This is a genomic window from Phocaeicola faecalis, assembly GCF_021730445.1.
GTDB lineage: Bacteria > Bacteroidota > Bacteroidia > Bacteroidales > Bacteroidaceae > Phocaeicola > Phocaeicola faecalis.
Genome location: NZ_JADNRM010000017.1, coordinates 1 through 17,030, shown reverse-complemented (window position 1 = coordinate 17,030; position 17,030 = coordinate 1). Strand labels below are relative to the sequence as shown.

Genomic DNA, 17,030 nt, shown 5'->3' with positions numbered 1-17,030 from the left:
ATGAAGTTCGACAACCTTCATCAGATTTTACGTTCACTTTATGAGCAGATGATGCCGCTGTGTGGGGACATGGCTGGTGTGGCGAAAGGCATCGCCGGGCTGGGTGCGCTGTTCTACGTCGCCTACCGGGTATGGCAGTCGCTGGCGAGAGCTGAACCGATAGACGTATTCCCGATGCTCCGTCCTTTTGCCATCGGTCTGTGCATCATGTTCTTCCCGACTGTGGTGCTGGGCACGATAAACAGCATCCTCTCACCCGTCGTACAGGGCACGGCAAAGATGCTGGAGGCGGAAACGCTGGACATGAACCGATACCGGGAGCAGAAGGACAAACTGGAATACGAGGCGATGGTACGCAACCCCGAAACCGCCTACCTCGTGTCCAACGAGGAATTTGACAAGCAACTGGAGGAACTCGGCTGGTCGCCCTCCGACATGGTGACGATGGCGGGAATGTATATCGACCGGGGAATGTACAACATGAAGAAGAGCATCCGCGACTTCTTCCGCGAGATACTCGAACTGCTGTTCCAAGCCGCCGCCCTCGTGATAGACACCGTCCGCACCTTCTTTCTCGTGGTGCTGGCGATTCTCGGTCCGATAGCCTTCGCCCTGTCGGTATGGGACGGTTTCCAAAACACGCTCACGCAGTGGATATGCCGCTATATACAGGTCTATCTGTGGCTACCGGTATCGGACATGTTCAGCACCATACTGGCGAAGATACAGGTTCTGATGCTGCAAAACGACATCGAGCGGATGCAGGCAGACCCGAACTTCTCGCTGGATTCGAGCGACGGGGTGTATATCGTATTCCTCTGCATCGGCATCATCGGCTACTTTACCATTCCCACCGTTGCGGGCTGGATTATCCAAGCCGGAGGCATGGGCGGTTACGGTCGCAACGTGAACCAGATGGCGGGACGAGCCGGAAGCATGGCGGGCAGCGTGGCGGGTGCAGCCGCAGGAAACGCAGTCGGACGTGTCGGCAAATTGCTGAAATAATCAATGTGCAATCATAAATTGGAAAATATAAATGGAATTCAAATCACTTAGAAACATCGAATCGTCGTTCAGGCAGATACGCCTGTTCGGTATCGTCTTCCTCTCGCTGTGCGCCGTGGTGACGGTGTGGAGCGTGTGGAACTCCTACCGTTTCGCAGAGAAGCAACGGGAGAAAATCTATGTGCTGGACAACGGCAAGAGCCTGATGCTCGCCTTGTCTCAGGATTTGTCGCAGAACCGCCCGGCGGAGGCACGGGAACATGTGCGCCGTTTCCACGAGATGTTCTTCACGCTATCACCTGAAAAAAGCGCGATTGAACACAACGTGAAACGTGCCTTGCTGCTGGCGGACAAGAGCGTGTACCACTATTATTCGGACTTCGCGGAGAAGGGGTACTACAACCGCATCATCGCCGGGAACATCAACCAAGTGCTGAAGGTGGACAGCGTGGTGTGCGACTTCAACGCCTATCCCTACCGTGCCGTGACCTACGCCACACAGAAAATCATCCGGCAGAGCAACGTCACCGAGCGCAGCCTCGTGACCACCTGCCGCCTGCTGAACGCATCGCGGTCGGATGACAACCCGAACGGTTTTACCATCGAGGGTTTCACCATCATTGAGAACAAGGATTTACAGACTATCAAACGGTAACAGGACATGAAAAGTATCAGAAAATCAATGTGGGGCATGTATTGGAAACTCCACGACAAACGGAAACGCTTGGCGGCAAGTCTCAAAGGGTATCTGGACGGCTTGCCGCCGGAAACACGCCGCCGCATCGTGCTGGGGATGTTCGCCGCCTTCGCGGTGCTTGCCCTTTACACCTTCGGCAGAGCCGTCTATGACATCGGCAGGAACGACGGCTCACATATGGAAACGGGACACGCCGGACGGGTGGAACTGCCGACCCCGGCGGAAACAGGCAATCACTTAACACCTTATTTATATGGAACAGACAAAGAATGAACCGACGAAAGAGAACAAAGCTGCTCCCGAAACGGGGAAACCGAAAAAGGAGCGCGAACCGCTGACAGAGGCGCAACGGCTGAAACGGCAGAAGATGATCGTGCTGCCCGCTATGGTGTTGGTGTTCATCGGGGCGATGTGGCTGATATTCGCCCCGTCCTCCGGCAAGGAGCAACCGCCGGGAACGGACGGATACAACACCGAGATGCCCGACGCTGACAAGGCGAACCGGCAGATTATCGGCGACAAGCTGAAAGCCTACGAGCATGGGGAGATGGAAGAGCGTCAGGAGAGCCGCAACCGTGCCATCGGGCAGCTGGGCGACATGTTCGACCGCGAGATAGCGGGAACGGAGAACGGAGTGGACTTCGACCTCGCCAATCCGGGCGGCAAGGAAGAAAGGGCAAAGCCAGCCACGCCGCAGACCATCCAGTCCTCCGCAGCCGCCTACCGTGACCTGAACGCCACGCTCGGAAACTTCTACGACCAGCCGAAAAACGACAATGCGGAGATGGACGAATTGTTGGAGCGCATCGCATCGCTGGAGTCGGAACTGGAAAGCGAGAGGGGCAAGGCTTCCTCTATGGACGAGCAGGTGGCTCTTATGGAGAAGTCCTACGAGCTGGCGGCAAAGTACATGGGCGGTCAGAACGGAGGACAGCCATCGGCGGAACAGAGGGCAGAGCCAACTACCGTGCAGAAAGGGAAGAAGAACAAGGCAATGCCTATCAGACAGGTGGAGCATCAAGTAGTTTCTTCACTCTCACAGCCTATGAGTAACGCGGAGTTTGTCGCCGCCTTATCGCAGGAACGCAACCGGGGTTTCAACACGGCTGTCGGCACGGCGGAGGTATTGGACAGGAACACCATACCGGCGTGCGTGCATGGGGCGCAGAGCGTGACGGACGGGCAGACGGTAAGGCTGCGCCTGCTGGAGCCTATGGCGGTGGCAGGCAGGACAATACCCCGGGGTGCGGTGGTGGTCGGCACGGGCAAGATACAGGGTGAGCGGCTCGACATCGAGATTACCTCGCTGGAATACGACGGCACGATTATCCCCGTGGAGCTTGCGGTCTATGACACGGACGGACAGCCCGGCATCTTCATCCCGAACTCGATGGAGATGAACGCCGTCCGGGAGGTCGCCGCCAACATGGGCGGCTCGCTGGGAAGCAGCATCAACATCTCCACCAATGCCGGGGCGCAGCTCGCCTCCGACTTGGGCAAGGGGCTGATACAAGGCACGAGCCAGTACATCGCCAAAAAGATGCGAACCGTCAAGGTGCATCTGAAAGCCGGGTACAGGGTCATGCTTTACCAAGAAAAATATTGAAAACAATAAAAATTACCACTAAAATCCAAAAGTAATGAGAAAAGTAATCATCATGTTTGCCCTCGCTATGGGCATCATAACTGCCAACGCGCAGGAGAATGTAACCGTTGAAACGACCAACGGAAGTGAACAACCGACCTTGACGAAGGAGGTCTATCCGCAGAAGGAGGCGGACGGCGACCTATATCACGGGCTGTCACGCAAGCTGACCTTCGACCGCATGATACCGCCGCACGGTCTGGAAGTGACCTACGACAAGACCGTCCACGTCATTTTTCCGGCGGAGGTGCGCTATGTCGATTTAGGCTCGCCCGACCTGATTGCCGGGAAAGCCGACGGAGCGGAGAACATCATCCGTGTGAAGGCTACCGTAAGGAATTTTCCCAACGAAACGAATATGTCCGTCATCACGGAGGACGGCAGTTTCTACACCTTCAACGTGAAGTACGCCGCCGAACCGCTGTTGCTCAACGTGGAGATGTGCGACTTCATCCATGACGGCAGCACGGTGAACCGCCCGAACAACGCGCAGGAAATCTATCTGAAAGAGCTGGGCAGCGAAAGCCCGATGCTGGTGCGCCTTATCATGAAGTCCATCCACAAACAGAACAAGCGCGAGGTGAAGCATATCGGCTGCAAGCGTTTCGGCATCCAATACCTGTTGAAAGGCATCTACACGCACAACGGCTTGCTTTATTTCCACACGGAGATAAAGAACCAGAGCAACGTGCCTTTCGATGTGGACTACATCACTTGGAAAATCGTGGACAAGAAGGTTGCGAAGCGTACTGCCGTGCAGGAGCAGATTATTCTGCCGCTCCGCGCGCAGAACTACGCCACCCTCGTGCCGGGCAAAAAGAGCGAGCGCACGGTCTTCACGATGGCGAAGTTCACCATCCCCGATGACAAGTGCCTCGTGGTGGAATTGAACGAGAAGAACGGCGGCCGTCACCAGTCCTTCGTGATTGAGAACGAGGATTTGGTACGCGCGGGTACCATCAACGAACTTCAAGTACGCTGACCATGAGAAAGTACATCGCAATAATCATCGCGTCGCTTGCCCTTTTTACAGGGCAGGCGCACGCCCAGCGGTGTCTGCCGAAGATGCAGGGCATCGAGGTGAGGGCGGACATGGCGGACGGCTTCAATCTCGGCGGCAAGGACGGCGGGTACAGCTTCGGGGCGGCTCTCTCCACCTACACGAAGAAGGGGAACAAGTGGGTGTTCGGTGGCGAATACCTGTTGAAGAACAATCCCTACAAGGACACCAAGATACCCGTGGCGCAGTTCACGGCGGAGGGCGGCTATTACTTCAAGATACTGTCGGACGCCCGAAAGATTGTTTTCGTCTATGCCGGGGCTTCGGCTCTCGCCGGATATGAGGCGGTAAATTGGGGGAAGAAGGTGCTGCATGACGGCTCCACGCTGCACGACCGGGACGCCTTCATCTACGGCGGTGCGCTGACGCTCGATGTGGAGTGTTACGTGGCAGACCGTATCGCCCTGCTTGCCAACCTGCGGGAGCGTTGCCTTTGGGGTGGCGACACACGGAAGTTCCACACGCAGTTCGGGGTCGGTATCAAGTTCATCATCAACTGACACGGGCATGGAAAGGACGGAAATAGATGCTGTCAGAAGGATGCCGCTTGCGGATTTTCTCGCACGGCTGGGGCATGAGCCTGTCAGAAGGAGCGGTAACGAGCTGTGGTATCTTGCCCCGTACAGGGGCGAGCGCACATCCTCTTTCCGTGTGAACGTGGCGAAACAGCTCTGGTACGACTTCGGTTTGGGCAAGGGCGGCGACATCTTCACGCTTGCCGGGGAGTTTCTGCAAAGCGATGACTTCATGAAGCAAGCGAAGTTCATAGCGGAAGCCGCCAATATGACGGTTGCCGGATGGGAAAAGCCCGTCTATCTCTCGAAGCCGACCGAATCCGTTTTTGAGGATGTGGAGGTCGCTCCGCTGCTCCGCTCACTGCTGACGGAGTATTTAGAGGAACGGGGCATCCCTTACGCCATCGCATCCCGTCACTGCTGCCGCTTGAACTACGGTGTGCGTGGGAAACGGTATTTTGCCGTTGGCTTTCCGAACATGGCAGGTGGCTATGAAGTCAGAAGCCGATATTTCAAGGGTTGCATACCTCCGAAGTCTGTATCACTGGTAAAGGCGAATGACATCCCGGCTGACGAGTGCCTCGTGTTCGAGGGCTTCATGGACTTTCTCTCTGCCGTGACGCTTGGTGTAACCGGTAACGCTGACTGTCTTGTGCTGAACTCAGTCGCCAACGTGGAGAAGGCGGCGGGATTGCTGGACGGATACGGGCGCATCGGCTGCTTCCTCGACCGTGACGAAGCCGGACGGCGGACGCTTGCCGCACTTACCATGCGATACGGGGAACGTGTCACCGACCGTTCCTCCCTCTATGACGGTTGCAAGGACTTGAACGAGTACCTGCAACTGACAACGAAAAAACAGAAAAACAACCATCTAAAAATCGAAGAACAATGAACATACTGAACAACAGAAACAAGAGAACATCAATATTCAAGGCAGTGGCGTTATGCCTGATAGCCGCCATGTCATTCACCCTCGTGTCATGTGACGATGACATGGACATCCAGCAGTCCTATCCCTTCACGGTGGAGGTCATGCCCGTGCCGAACAAGGTAGTAAAGGGGCAGACAGTGGAAATCCGCTGTGAACTGAAAAAGGAGGGCGACTTTTCGGGTACGCTCTATACCATCCGCTATTTCCAGTTCGAGGGGGAAGGCTCGCTCAAAATGGATAACGGCATCACCTTCCTGCCTAACGACCGCTACCTGCTGGAGAACGAAAAATTCCGCCTGTACTACACGGCGGCGGGTGATGAGGCGCATAATTTCATCGTGGTGGTGGAGGATAACTTTAGCAACTCCTACGAACTGGAATTTGACTTCAACAACAGGAATGTAAAGGACGACGATCTTACCATCGTTCCCATCGGCAACTTCAGCCCCTTGTTGAAATGATGCGTGTATTCATGACAATGCTCTGTTCACTTCTGACGGTCTGTTCTGTGTCCGCGCAGATCAGCCGCCAAGAGGGAACGGACGGGCAGGCGGCAATCTACCGACTGCCGCTTATGGAACGTGCTTTTTTATGCTGCCGCTACTTTGAAGGCTGGCACTCAGAAAAACACTACCCATACGTCGGTTGGGGTCACAAACTTTTGCCAAACGAGAAGTATTCGGCACGAACCATGACAAAACGGGATGCGGATGAACTTTTGCGGAAAGACCTGCGCAAATTTGTCGCCATGTTCCGTAAATTCGGGGTTGATTCGATTTTGCTTGGCACGTTAGCTTACAATGTGGGACCGGCGAAGCTGTTAGGCAGCAAAACAATCCCCAAAAGCACCTTAATCAAGAAGCTGGAAGCTGGTGACAGGAACATCTACCGTGAGTATATAGCCTTCTGCAACTACAAAGGAAAACGCCACGCCATGCTGCTCAAACGGAGAAAGGCGGAGTTTGCGCTGTTGTATATCCCATAAAAGGACTGACAAAACTGGCAAAAGACGTGCCATATTTAACTTGGCACGTCTTTTGCTCTATCACTTGATAGATTATCGTAGGATTTTCTCGTTAATTGACATCGTTGAGCCATTTTTGCCTATCGGTTTCCAAATAACACTTCAAGTTGTAAGTGTTGTGAGAGCAATACAAAACATAGTTATTAACCATAAAAAGTATAGCGAAATTATGAAGAAAGTATTTAGGAAAATTCAGAAAGGAACAACAAAAATGATTGAACGTATCAAATCGTTGGGGGAAATGGAGACGAAGCAGAAATGTGTAGTTCAACGGTTCGAGATTATCATTCCCCTCCACCAAAAAATAACGACCCAATATATAGCCTCCGCAAGTTTTACTTGCGGATTTTTTAGTTATCGCAGATTGGACAAAGGTTTCTTTGCTACTTTCTTTGTCCGCCATCATGCTCACTGAAAGAAAGTAGGGCGGCTCTCGCCGCCCCGCCACTCAAAAGCGTGTGTAAAGTCCCGTCACCATCGTGAACATTTCCTCCAGCATATCAAAATAGATACCCTCGTGTACGGCAATGTCCTTTGTCTTGCACTCAAAGGTCTTTTTGCTGAACGTCCTGCGGTAGAAGCGCATATTGTAGAGGTCTGCCCCTTCGTCATAGATGATGTCAAGGCGGTTGGCACTTGTTTTGTTCCTTGCAAGGCTCATCCGTAAGCCGTTGCCCATATCTATGAAATCACGGCTACCTGTCATGGCGGTGAAGCGTTTTCCGCCTATCTGCTGTAATATCGTCTTGGCTATCATATCTTTTGTTTTTAGGGTTTTAAGTATTGGCGGTGCGGACACCGCCATCCCGTTCAAAATTCTCGCATTTCGGAAATGGGGGTCTGCCGTTGTAGCCACTCTTTCACACATTCCATATTGTACTCGCTCGTGATGACTGCCGTATGGCTGTCGGTGGCGGTGAAACGTGTGCTTTCGTAATCATCTATCCACCCCTTGAGGGTGTCCGTTCCCCACGCTCCGGTATCGTCAAAGATACCGTCCAATGCCGTGATAGGTTCGCTGAACTTGACTATCAGCGTTTGATAGGTCGTGTTCATAGTCTGTCCTCCTTTCCCTTCTTTGCGTTCAGCCACTTGTCCCGTGCGGCTCGGCACTCGTCCAACGTGGGTTTGACACAAGAGAACAATTCTCTGTCTATGGGGTGGCGGTAGTCGTACTGCACAAGTGTCCGCCTGCGTCTTCCGATACCCGATTGGAAACGCTCGTATTTCTCCGTACCTGCTTCCGCGCAGGTGCTTACTCCGTTGATGGTCATTCGTGTTGTCATAATGTTGCTTTTTAGATGGTTAAAAATGTACTGACAGAACTCTGTTCTTCATCACCATTTCGGGGTTGCTTGTGTAGCGTTGGTGCAGGTAGAAATGGTGTGAGCCGAAGCCGTAAAGGAAAAACTTGTCAAGTTCGTGCTTCTCGGCAAACTCCTTTACGCTCTTTCTCAATTCCCCCTCACTCGTTGTGAGAGTGAGGAGGTTCACAAATTCAAGGAACATCGTGGGGATTGCATCATCCCACACACAAATCATACTTTCAATTCTTACTTCCATATCAATGTTGTTTTAGGGGTTATGCTATGCCGCTTTCATCCGCTCACGGATAAGGTTGGCGTTCTTGTTCACAAGGTCTATGATGCGCTCGTGATATTCGGTGTCCTGGTTGTGCTTGCCGTGGCACTGCACCACTTCGAGGGTTCGCAAGTCCACCTCTACGGTTTCAATAATCTCATCGCCAATCCTTGCCGATAGTATGAGGGTGTCGGCTTTCTTGTAGTATCCACTGCCAAACACGCAGATGCCCTGCGTCTTGCCCTCGTTGTAATACTCGTCTATGCTTTCAAGCACCTTGACGATTATTTCCTCGTCCGTGATTACCAAGCCGAAGAATTTGGATTTGTTGGCGATGAAATCCTCCGCATCTTTCTTTCGTTGGAGTTGTCGCTGTTGCTCACGCTCACGCCTTTCAATCTCCCAACGGCGTTGCTCTGCGGCTCTTTCCTTCTCGTGTATGGCTTCAATTTTTCGGGTTGCGTTGTCGTGTGCCGCCATGAAATCTTCGGGACAGATGTTCTTCGGGTTACGGAGGTCTTGACCGAGTTTTTTGAGCATACGCAGATAGTCGCACCACATTGAGAGGTTGTCTATCTGATACTTGTGACGCTTGGCAATCAGATATGATGCCCAACATTCATCGGCAGTACGGGTATTGAAAAGAAAGTGTTTCATGACCTCAATCTCACCGCCTTTCATAAGGGTTTCAATTCTTGGGTCTGAAAGCAAGGCTTTGAAAAGACGCACGGGGGAGATGCCGTGGAAATCGCCCTTGAAGCCGTTACGTCTGAGTTGGGGCAATATCCTCATCTTTGGATATGCACAGCTTCTTGCCACCACATCATCGTATAGGCTGTTGTGCGGTCTTACCTCCATATCGCTGCCTAATGCCCACACATCGCAATAGCAGAAAAGGAAGCCACGGAGCAACGCCATGTCCGTAACCTTGCCGTCGGGTGAAATCCAACGCTGCACGACCTCGTGGCAGTAGAAACGCATCGGTTCGCCTTTCCTGCTCTCGCATCTGACCTGCGCCACGCGGATTACCTGATACCCTTTGCAGGTGGTTATCACGCTGAAATTCTGCGTTTCCTTGTAGATGCGTCTGCGTGTGTCCTGCACTTTGAGTTCGGCATGGCATTTGGGGCAGGTGCAGCCTTCAAGGGTGTCGCATAGTCCGCTGTCGCTGTGCCACTCGTGACCGCAGTCGGAACAGGTGATGTTCCCTTTCTTGGTGCGGTAGCCGATATGCTCAACGCAGTGGCGGTATGCCCAATCTATTTGTGTCGCTGATATGGGGCGAAGGTTGGCGGAAAGTCTTGCCACCTCTTTCTGTATCTTGGTCTTCGGTTTCATAAGCCTAAATCAAATAATGAGGGTTGGGGTTGGTTTTCTTTTCTCGCTGACGGTCTGTGGCGGTTCTGCAACTTGCGGAGTTCCTCCTCTTGGTATTTGCGGACAGCGTTCTGACGTGCCTCCGCCTTTTCCTCTGCCGTGAGTTTCACAACGTGGTTCACAACCACTTGGCAGTCCATCGGTTTGCCCACCTCTATCTCGTTTTCCTCATAGTAGTGGATGGCTTGCCCGAATATCTCTCCGTCCGTGAAACCGTTGCAACCGCTTTTCTGCACATAGTTCAGAATGTGGGTCACGCACTCGTCCATGTTCTTGGCAGGGTTGCGGTACTTCTTTGCAAATAGCGCATCTTCCTCCGCACGCTGTTCCAAGTACATATATATCGTTCTCTTGAAATGGTCTGTTCCTTTCATATCGCTGTCATTTTTAGATTATCTGTTTCAGTATCTCTCTCCAATAGGTCGGCTCTACCTCGCTGAGAAGGAAGTCCATGAAATCCCTCCGTGCGTCCTTGTTCAGTTCGTGGTACAATCTTCGGAAAGTTTCAAAATTGCCGTTGATGTACGTTTCCACCATATACACGAAGATGTTGTCCACCTCGTAATATCTGCACTGCTGCGCTGCCGTCTTGCTGTTTCTTTTTGCCATGTCGGTAAGGGTTAAAGGGTGAATAACCAAAGGATGAAGCCAAAGAAGGCAATGGTGGAAAGGATAGCCACGATTACACCTATCGCCACTCGGAACACTCCGTTTACAATCTCTCTGATGATGCCCCAAAGGATGCCGAACACCCCGAAGGCGGTGCGCATCATCAAGCCGCATATCGCCAACCCGATGTGTTGCGCCATTTGTCTGAAATTTGCCGTTGCCGTCATATCTTCGCTGTTTTTGATTTTTTTGTTTTTAATGCGGATTCAAGAGCTGAGGGAGTTGAGTTTCAAACTATCTTATCTGCCTCTCGTTTATCCGACATTTTTTTTATGCGTCTTTCTGTCGCATCGGTCGTTTTCGTTTCGGGTGCTTGAAAAGGTAGGGATTAGGGAATGCAAGGTTTTTCGGTCAAAATACTACCCGCAGGGCTGGAGATTTTTACCGAAAACAGGAGGCTTGACCTTGCTTTCCCGTCCAATCCCGGAATTACCTTTGCGCCCAGAACGAAAATGACTGACTGATGCGGCTTACTGAAAGGCGCAAAATGGAGGTAAACGAAAACAGAGGCAGATTGTGTAGAAAAAAACTTCAGGGGAAAATCCGTAAAAAAAAGAATCACCAAAAGGAAAAAGACATCACCGGAAGCGTGAAAAGGGCAAACCACAACAAAGGAAGTATGATTGTTTCCGATCCGACGGAACTTGTTCAGCCGGGTGGCAACAATCATTCTTCCCGGTTTGTCCGGCTGTGTGTGGGCGCCTGTTTCATTCATGGGGCAGGCTGACACACTCTGCATTCACTTTCCGCTTCCGGCAAAAGAGACAGCGAAAAAAGAAAAATCATTTGAAAACCCGTAAAAGCATCTCTTGGCATAGGCGCAAAAGAAAGGGGCATTGCTTCATCTGTCTAAACATCGTTTAGGCGTGAGGCAATGCCCTTTTCTCCAGCTATGCGGTAGTCGGCACACGTTTGTTCCAAACTCGTTTTGGGCAATGGTGTGCCGACGGACAATACCGCTTTTACGGAAAATTCTTATGAATGAGGGGATAAAAAACGGGAGTTTATATCAAAATCTCGAATTAAATAGCTACTTTTGCATACGAAGAGTTCTTTGAAGGTTACGCAACGCGCAGAAGGATAATGCAGTAGATAACTAACTAAATCGTAACCTATTACTATCAAGAGCAATTAACCTACGCTCATTTCCAATAAATTACACTCTTTTCGTAACTTCAGGATGCAAATGTACAAAATCCATATCGGTTTCTTTCATACCTTTATGGATGATTATGGTTTCAGTACCCTGAACTCACATTGCGACGTGCCTAAGTTTCCTAAGCCATCCGTCCCTTCCATCACGCCCACAAAACTTGTATTGATGTCCGAGCAGAAGAACTCCACTTCGGCTTCTCCTTTCTCATCGGTGACAATGTCCGGTTTCCACAGCAAGACGTTCCGCGCATCCGGCATCGGGCTTTGCATGTCCAGCTCATCGGGTTGGTAGAACTCACGCGTGCCGTAATAGCCTTTTACACGCCATAGGTTGTTCATGCGAAGAAGTTCTTCTTCGGTAAATTCCTCTCCCTGATAAATGACATGATCCTTAGCAGTTACAATCCATCCATCATTCCATTCACCTTTTTTCCCCACAGGTTCATATTTTATAAGCGCATACGTCTCTCCAATAACAGGAGGTGCTTTCTTTTTGGGTGGAGCACCCGGACATCCTATTGGATGATGTGAATATCCTTTATAATCATTCAGGAAGGTTCCACAATCTGACTTACATCCGCAAATCCATGAAACTCCCAAAGTCATTTGTGCCAAACTATCCAATCTTCCCATCATCTTATCCCGAAACACTCTTCCTTTCTTACCTGTAACTGTTATCTCAGACAAAAGAATACTGCTATCCTGACTGATAATGGGATAATCAAGCTGCAATTCCGACAACACTTGCGAAGGATTCATATATGGGAAATAAGACTGGCAAGACTTCCGCAAGCTGCCTGCCTTACCAAAAGTCTCTTCCACGATGACGGAAGGCTTGTATTCGTCTTTATCCAGCATGGGTTTCAAATAGACATATCCGCCTCGCAATCCGAGCATCAAGTCCGTCGGCACCACGAACTTTCCCAAAGAGTCTATAAGCACAAAACGGCTTTCAGTGCTTGGACCGGAAACTTGTAGCAACTGCTCTCCATTCCCCAACTCTTTCCGCTTCTTTTTCTTGCCGAGAATCTGCCTTCCCTTGATTTCATCCGAAAGGAAACAGTCCGCCAGCATTGCCGTATCAGCCTTCTCCCATACATACCTGCGCCATCCTTGGGTGAGAAGCAATAAATCAAGAGCTGACAGGCGGTCTTTGTTGTTGCCATCAAAGTAATACGCCGGATTGTGGATATTACCCTTTATCTCGGTGGAAAGTAAACAATACGATAGCATATTCTCTGGATTCAACTCATTCTGATAAGCACCATCGAAAAGACTCAGCCCCAAATGCGCCTGTACAGGCTTGCCCGCCTCGTCCGTTACCTTTACGTTCAGCTTGCCTTTGCCACGGGTAAAGTAGCGTGCACTGTCCGTGTTCAACTCGATGTGCAACTTACGCTCGGGATGGACATATACCAAGCGTTCCGCCATTGGCTGGCCGTTCTCATTATATAAAGTGAACTCGGCTATGCCCTGTAAGGGAAACTCTTTGACAGGAATCTTAATCCGTAGAATATTCTGTAAAGTACCTTCCGCCATACAATAGAGTTTGCCTCTCATTCTGCCTGTCAGCCTTATTTTCTGTGGAGTAGCTTCCTTGGGCTGGGAAAGATGAAATTCCAAATACTCATCGGTCTGTTTCCGCAGGTGGATGGACATGCCGGAAGCTGTCACCTCGGCAAACGGAAACTCCCGACCATCGGACAATACTACTTTGTAGGATGATTCTTTTCGCGGAAGTATGAAAACAAATCCCATGCCATCATGCACGGTTTCCAAACGCGCAATTTCCTTGCCGTTTTCCTGCAATCGGCCTGCCACTTTTGCGGGCATCCCTTTGGCATCCTGTGCCTTGAAAGCCACCTTGGTGGGGATGCCATCAATCAAATCACCACCTTCGGGGAAGAACGAAAGACGGGCGACAGGTTGGTCTTTTTCCTGAGGGCTGTCCGTTCCTTTGTAGGCTATGCTCTTTACAACACGTATCTTCTTGGGATAGACCGGACGCAACGTGTCATTCAGAAAAGAAAAGCGGGTATAGGCATGGATGCGGTAATCGCCCTCTTTCAAGTCCTTATCTATATACATGTGCCCTTCGGCAATACCGGAGAGGACGGGATATTTCTCCTGCCACACGATGCTATCCTTGGCATTGAGCATCTCCACAAACAGCGTCTTGCTTCGCTCGGAAAGAGCAAGGTTCTGAGCATCCATAACGTATGTCTTGAACCAAAGGTCTTCACCCGTCTCATAAATCCCTTTGTCCGTCTGGAGGTAGACAAGTTCTCTGGATTCCGGCATGGTTCTCTCCTGCGAATGGCAAGTAAGCGTATGACCAATCAACAGACACAGGAAAAAGAAAAATAATAACCTTACATTATAAAGCCGCATTTCCATTATTTTTTATGATAAAGATTACTCTTTATGCTGTTGTTTTAATAGTTTTTCCAAATTATAAAGAGCAGAAGTCAGTCCTCCTCCCTTAAAAGTCCGGGCAGCCAAAGGACGGCAAACAATGGCAAACAAAAAGAAGGCAAGGGACAGTAAGGACATGAAAAATCGGTTACTTCCAGAGATATTATTTATGTTTGCTGTGTTCCTCATAATCTTTAATAAAAATATGCCTTTTAAAGACTGGTTGTTGTTATCTTACCACCAATTATACATTGTTAAACTATTTTATACTACTGCGGTGGTTAGCAAGTCTGTAAAGTCCAGTTATCCATTGATTCTACGTTGTTTCTCCGGTATTTATCCGGCATGAACAAGCCTAACGAACTGCTGATAAAGCTTCCACTATTGCTAATACGATTCCACCACCCGATACACATTCCCCTTGGCAGTATGCACCCGCTCGCCCAACTGGGGCAGGATGCGACTCAGGCTGTAGGCCGTCATACCCCTCATGGCCGAGGGATGGGCGGACTTCATCCGCTCGAACAACTGGGTGGCGGAAAGGGTCAGCACCTCCTGCGGATGGTCCTCTTCCGTGGCAAAGCGGAAACAGAGGCGGAACACCTCCTCTTCGGGTACATGCTTGTAGAACAGTGCGTTGTGTTGCTGTATGGCCTGTTCCTCTTCCTTGTTAAACCAGCCGCGTTCACCGGACAGAAGCTCCGCCTTGAGTTGGGCGTACAGTTGCTCATGCTCTACAGGCGTGACGCAGTCAATGGCGTGTTCCAGACTGACACAGAGAAAACGTCGCGAGCCGGTGCGGTCCACCAACAGGTCTTCCCGGTTGCTGGTGCCGATGAACGAGGCGATGCGGGGAAGTGCCGAGGCACTGCGTTTGTAGGCCTTGCGAATATTCAGCGCGGAAGCCTGCATCAGATTCTTCAGCAGGGGCATTTTGGACGCGCTGAGTTTGTCGAATTCATCCAGGTTAATCAGGCCGTAGGCAGCTAACCTGGCTTCGGCGGATGCCGGGGAACTGAGGTCATAACTCTCTGTATAGTAGGCTTTCAGCGCATCGGGCATCAACAGGCGGCAGAACGTACTTTTCCCCAGTCCCTGACGACTGCTCACCAGCAGGGGTGCCACGCTGTTGGCGCGGTTGGTATCCGGCCGGAACTGCATCCATTGGGCGGAGAGTCCCAGCATCCAGCGGTGGAAACCGTTCACCCATACCGGGTCGTCGGACACCCTGCGGGCGAGTGCCGATACCCGGTCGGTGCCGTCCCATTCGGGAAGCTGCTCAAAGTAGGCGGTAAAGGGATGGTATTCGCTGATGCGGCGCGAGCGCACAAAGCGTTGGATATCCCTGTCCCAGCAGTCTATGCCCGCTTCGATGGCTTCCAGACTGAGCGAGTTCATCCACCGTTCGTCCACCTTGGCGTAGCGCAAATGGTCATCGGGAATACTGTGTTCCACGCCCGCCACCTCGGTTTCCTCGGTCAGCACGTTGAACCGGAAGTGGTAGCGGGAGGTGAGAAAAGCGGTCACTTCCTGCATTAAGGAACGTGATTTCGCCTTCCCAACAGTTTTTTCCGGAGATATGGGCGCGGCTTCCTTTTCAGTATCTTCCAAAGATATCGGTCCGACTTCCTTTTCAACATCTTTCGAGGATTTCAGTCCGGGCTCCTTTCGGATGTCTTTCGAAGATATCACTCCGACTTTATTTTCAATATATTTCGAGGACTTCACTCCGAGTTCCTTTCGGATATCTTCCAAAGATGTTGGTTCGACTTCCTTTTTAATGTCTTTCGAGCCTACAGTATTCATAACCTTTTGAACGCTTCCCAGTCGCACGGAATCTTCCTCCGTTTCTTCTGTTAAGTTTGTCGGACACCCGAAAAAACCGTCTCTGCTTTCCGGCAAGTTTCCCTTGCCGTTTTCAGCAAGAAGAACCTGTGACTTGTCCACTTCCTTCACTCCGTCTTCATCGGAAACTATATAATGGTAACTGCCCGCCAGCGCATTTCTGTCGGTGCGCGGAGTCCAGTCCAACACCAAAGCCACCCGGCCTTCGCGAATATCCACTGCCAGGTGCACACCGGGCATGGTCCGACAAAGCGGCATCAATCCGTTGAGGGCAGATACGAGGTCACGGCGCGGTGTTCCGTCGGAGGGAACAGGGCTTGACAGGAATTTGCTTCCGAAGAAGACTGTTTTGAGAGTGGCGAATACATTCATGAGCACTTCTTTTTAGATTTGACGAACTACAAATATACAACATAAAAAAGCCTTTGTCAAGAGGGAAGACAAACTAATCCAATCCCGGCACCTCAATATGACGGAGCCTGACACAATGACATATATACGTGTGGGCTTATGCCACCGTATGTGTAGACCGATGCGTACGTACACACTTTACAAACAGGGGGGTCAAAATGTGGATAATGCTGTCGTTTCGTGCGTAGGGGCGAGGTTTGCTCGCCCGAAAACGGTTTGTTTTGTGTCTTCGGGCAGGCGAACCCTGCCCCTACAACTGACGATGGGATAGCCCAGTTTCGTTTTGACACACTTCCCATGCTGCAAAAAAGACTTTGATGTTTTCCAAAAAGACCTTGGTGTTTAAAAAAAAACTCAAAGTCTTTTTGAAAAAGGTCGTTGTGTTTTCAGAAAAGCTCGGCATCTTTTTAATAAAGCTCGGTATGTTTTTCATGTAGGGGCAGATTGCATCATCCCCTCATTAAGCCGGTCATCCTTCTTTTCCGTTCATCCTTACATTTTAATTAAAACACTCACATAATCAGTCGGTTAAGAATGACAGCACATCCCCTCATCCTCCCTTCAGCCGCGCTTCCCGAGTCCCTTCACAATCCCTTGTGTACTTTCTACACCTCTTTTCAGCCTGCCCCTACAAGCAAAATGCAAGAAACGTGACAATATGATTGAAATGTATACTTATTTCTCATAAAGACTATGG

21 protein-coding genes are annotated in these 17,030 nt (G+C 50.8%); 10 read left to right on the top strand and 11 right to left on the bottom strand.

What is annotated here, in order from left to right; translation table 11 throughout:
- The 10 genes from traJ (at position 1) to IR173_RS18160 (ending at position 7,295) form a co-directional block, all read left to right on the top strand.
- Positions 1-1,005 (top strand): conjugative transposon protein TraJ, encoded by a 1,005-nt coding sequence (traJ, locus tag IR173_RS14270; RefSeq protein WP_004291518.1) that lies wholly within the window; start codon positions 1-3, stop codon positions 1,003-1,005.
- A gap of 31 nt (positions 1,006-1,036) precedes the next feature.
- Positions 1,037-1,660 carry a conjugative transposon protein TraK gene (gene traK / locus IR173_RS14265; protein WP_004291519.1) on the top strand — a complete coding sequence of 208 codons (624 nt, stop codon included), beginning with the start codon at positions 1,037-1,039 and terminating at the stop codon, positions 1,658-1,660.
- A 27-nt stretch (positions 1,661-1,687) separates the two neighbouring features.
- On the top strand, positions 1,688-1,975 hold the full coding sequence (locus tag IR173_RS14260; RefSeq protein WP_018697145.1) for a TraL conjugative transposon family protein: 288 nt from the start codon (positions 1,688-1,690) through the stop codon (positions 1,973-1,975).
- Positions 1,956-3,308 carry a conjugative transposon protein TraM gene (gene traM, locus IR173_RS14255; RefSeq protein WP_004291521.1) on the top strand — a complete coding sequence of 451 codons (1,353 nt, stop codon included), beginning with the start codon at positions 1,956-1,958 and terminating at the stop codon, positions 3,306-3,308. Before IR173_RS14260 ends, traM begins: the two co-directional genes overlap by 20 nt.
- A gap of 34 nt (positions 3,309-3,342) precedes the next feature.
- Positions 3,343-4,329: a conjugative transposon protein TraN gene (traN, locus tag IR173_RS14250; RefSeq protein WP_004291522.1), complete on the top strand. Its 987-nt coding sequence runs from the start codon at positions 3,343-3,345 to the stop codon at positions 4,327-4,329.
- 2 nt (positions 4,330-4,331) lie between these two features.
- Positions 4,332-4,907 carry a conjugal transfer protein TraO gene (locus tag IR173_RS14245; protein WP_004291523.1) on the top strand — a complete coding sequence of 192 codons (576 nt, stop codon included), beginning with the start codon at positions 4,332-4,334 and terminating at the stop codon, positions 4,905-4,907.
- 7 nt (positions 4,908-4,914) lie between these two features.
- The gene (locus IR173_RS14240; RefSeq protein ID WP_004291524.1) at positions 4,915-5,817 is read left to right on the top strand and encodes a toprim domain-containing protein; all 903 of its coding nucleotides are present in this window, start codon (positions 4,915-4,917) and stop codon (positions 5,815-5,817) included.
- Positions 5,814-6,317 (top strand): DUF3872 domain-containing protein, encoded by a 504-nt coding sequence (locus IR173_RS14235; protein ID WP_004291525.1) that lies wholly within the window; start codon positions 5,814-5,816, stop codon positions 6,315-6,317. Before IR173_RS14240 ends, IR173_RS14235 begins: the two co-directional genes overlap by 4 nt.
- The gene (locus tag IR173_RS14230; protein WP_004291526.1) at positions 6,314-6,841 is read left to right on the top strand and encodes a glycoside hydrolase family protein; all 528 of its coding nucleotides are present in this window, start codon (positions 6,314-6,316) and stop codon (positions 6,839-6,841) included. The genes IR173_RS14235 and IR173_RS14230 overlap by 4 nt, the downstream gene beginning before the upstream one ends.
- Positions 6,842-6,905: 64 nt before the next feature.
- Complete coding sequence (locus IR173_RS18160) at positions 6,906-7,295, top strand: hypothetical protein (RefSeq protein ID WP_004291527.1); 390 nt, start codon at positions 6,906-6,908, stop codon at positions 7,293-7,295.
- Positions 7,296-7,328: 33 nt separating this feature from the next.
- Here IR173_RS18160 and IR173_RS14220 read toward each other — a convergent pair whose 3' ends face one another.
- From IR173_RS14220 to IR173_RS14170, 11 genes are all read right to left on the bottom strand, one after another.
- Positions 7,329-7,637, bottom strand: a complete 309-nt coding sequence (locus IR173_RS14220; protein ID WP_004304290.1) for a hypothetical protein — start codon at positions 7,635-7,637, stop codon at positions 7,329-7,331.
- A gap of 53 nt (positions 7,638-7,690) precedes the next feature.
- Positions 7,691-7,936, bottom strand: a complete 246-nt coding sequence (locus tag IR173_RS14215) for a DUF6956 domain-containing protein (RefSeq protein WP_004291529.1) — start codon at positions 7,934-7,936, stop codon at positions 7,691-7,693.
- The gene (locus tag IR173_RS14210) at positions 7,933-8,166 is read right to left on the bottom strand and encodes a DUF3873 domain-containing protein (RefSeq protein ID WP_004304291.1); all 234 of its coding nucleotides are present in this window, start codon (positions 8,164-8,166) and stop codon (positions 7,933-7,935) included. The genes IR173_RS14215 and IR173_RS14210 overlap by 4 nt, the downstream gene beginning before the upstream one ends.
- 19 nt (positions 8,167-8,185) lie before the next feature.
- On the bottom strand, positions 8,186-8,443 hold the full coding sequence (locus IR173_RS14205) for a hypothetical protein (RefSeq protein ID WP_004291531.1): 258 nt from the start codon (positions 8,441-8,443) through the stop codon (positions 8,186-8,188).
- A 24-nt stretch (positions 8,444-8,467) separates the two neighbouring features.
- Complete coding sequence (locus IR173_RS14200; RefSeq protein WP_004291532.1) at positions 8,468-9,799, bottom strand: PcfJ domain-containing protein; 1,332 nt, start codon at positions 9,797-9,799, stop codon at positions 8,468-8,470.
- Positions 9,796-10,212 carry a PcfK-like family protein gene (locus tag IR173_RS14195; RefSeq protein ID WP_004291533.1) on the bottom strand — a complete coding sequence of 139 codons (417 nt, stop codon included), beginning with the start codon at positions 10,210-10,212 and terminating at the stop codon, positions 9,796-9,798. Before IR173_RS14195 ends, IR173_RS14200 begins: the two co-directional genes overlap by 4 nt.
- Positions 10,213-10,225: 13 nt before the next feature.
- A complete protein-coding gene (locus tag IR173_RS14190) occupies positions 10,226-10,447 on the bottom strand; it encodes a hypothetical protein (protein ID WP_004291534.1) in 222 nt (73 codons plus the stop codon).
- An 11-nt stretch (positions 10,448-10,458) separates the two neighbouring features.
- Positions 10,459-10,674, bottom strand: a complete 216-nt coding sequence (locus IR173_RS14185; RefSeq protein ID WP_004291535.1) for a hypothetical protein — start codon at positions 10,672-10,674, stop codon at positions 10,459-10,461.
- Between the two features lie 161 nt (positions 10,675-10,835).
- Positions 10,836-11,222, bottom strand: a complete 387-nt coding sequence (locus tag IR173_RS14180; RefSeq protein ID WP_009126113.1) for a hypothetical protein — start codon at positions 11,220-11,222, stop codon at positions 10,836-10,838.
- A 515-nt stretch (positions 11,223-11,737) separates the two neighbouring features.
- Positions 11,738-14,059 carry a hypothetical protein gene (locus tag IR173_RS14175; RefSeq protein ID WP_237040245.1) on the bottom strand — a complete coding sequence of 774 codons (2,322 nt, stop codon included), beginning with the start codon at positions 14,057-14,059 and terminating at the stop codon, positions 11,738-11,740.
- Between the two features lie 405 nt (positions 14,060-14,464).
- A complete protein-coding gene (locus IR173_RS14170) occupies positions 14,465-16,294 on the bottom strand; it encodes a VapE domain-containing protein (RefSeq protein WP_237040244.1) in 1,830 nt (609 codons plus the stop codon).
- Between the last annotated feature and the right edge of the window lie 736 nt (positions 16,295-17,030).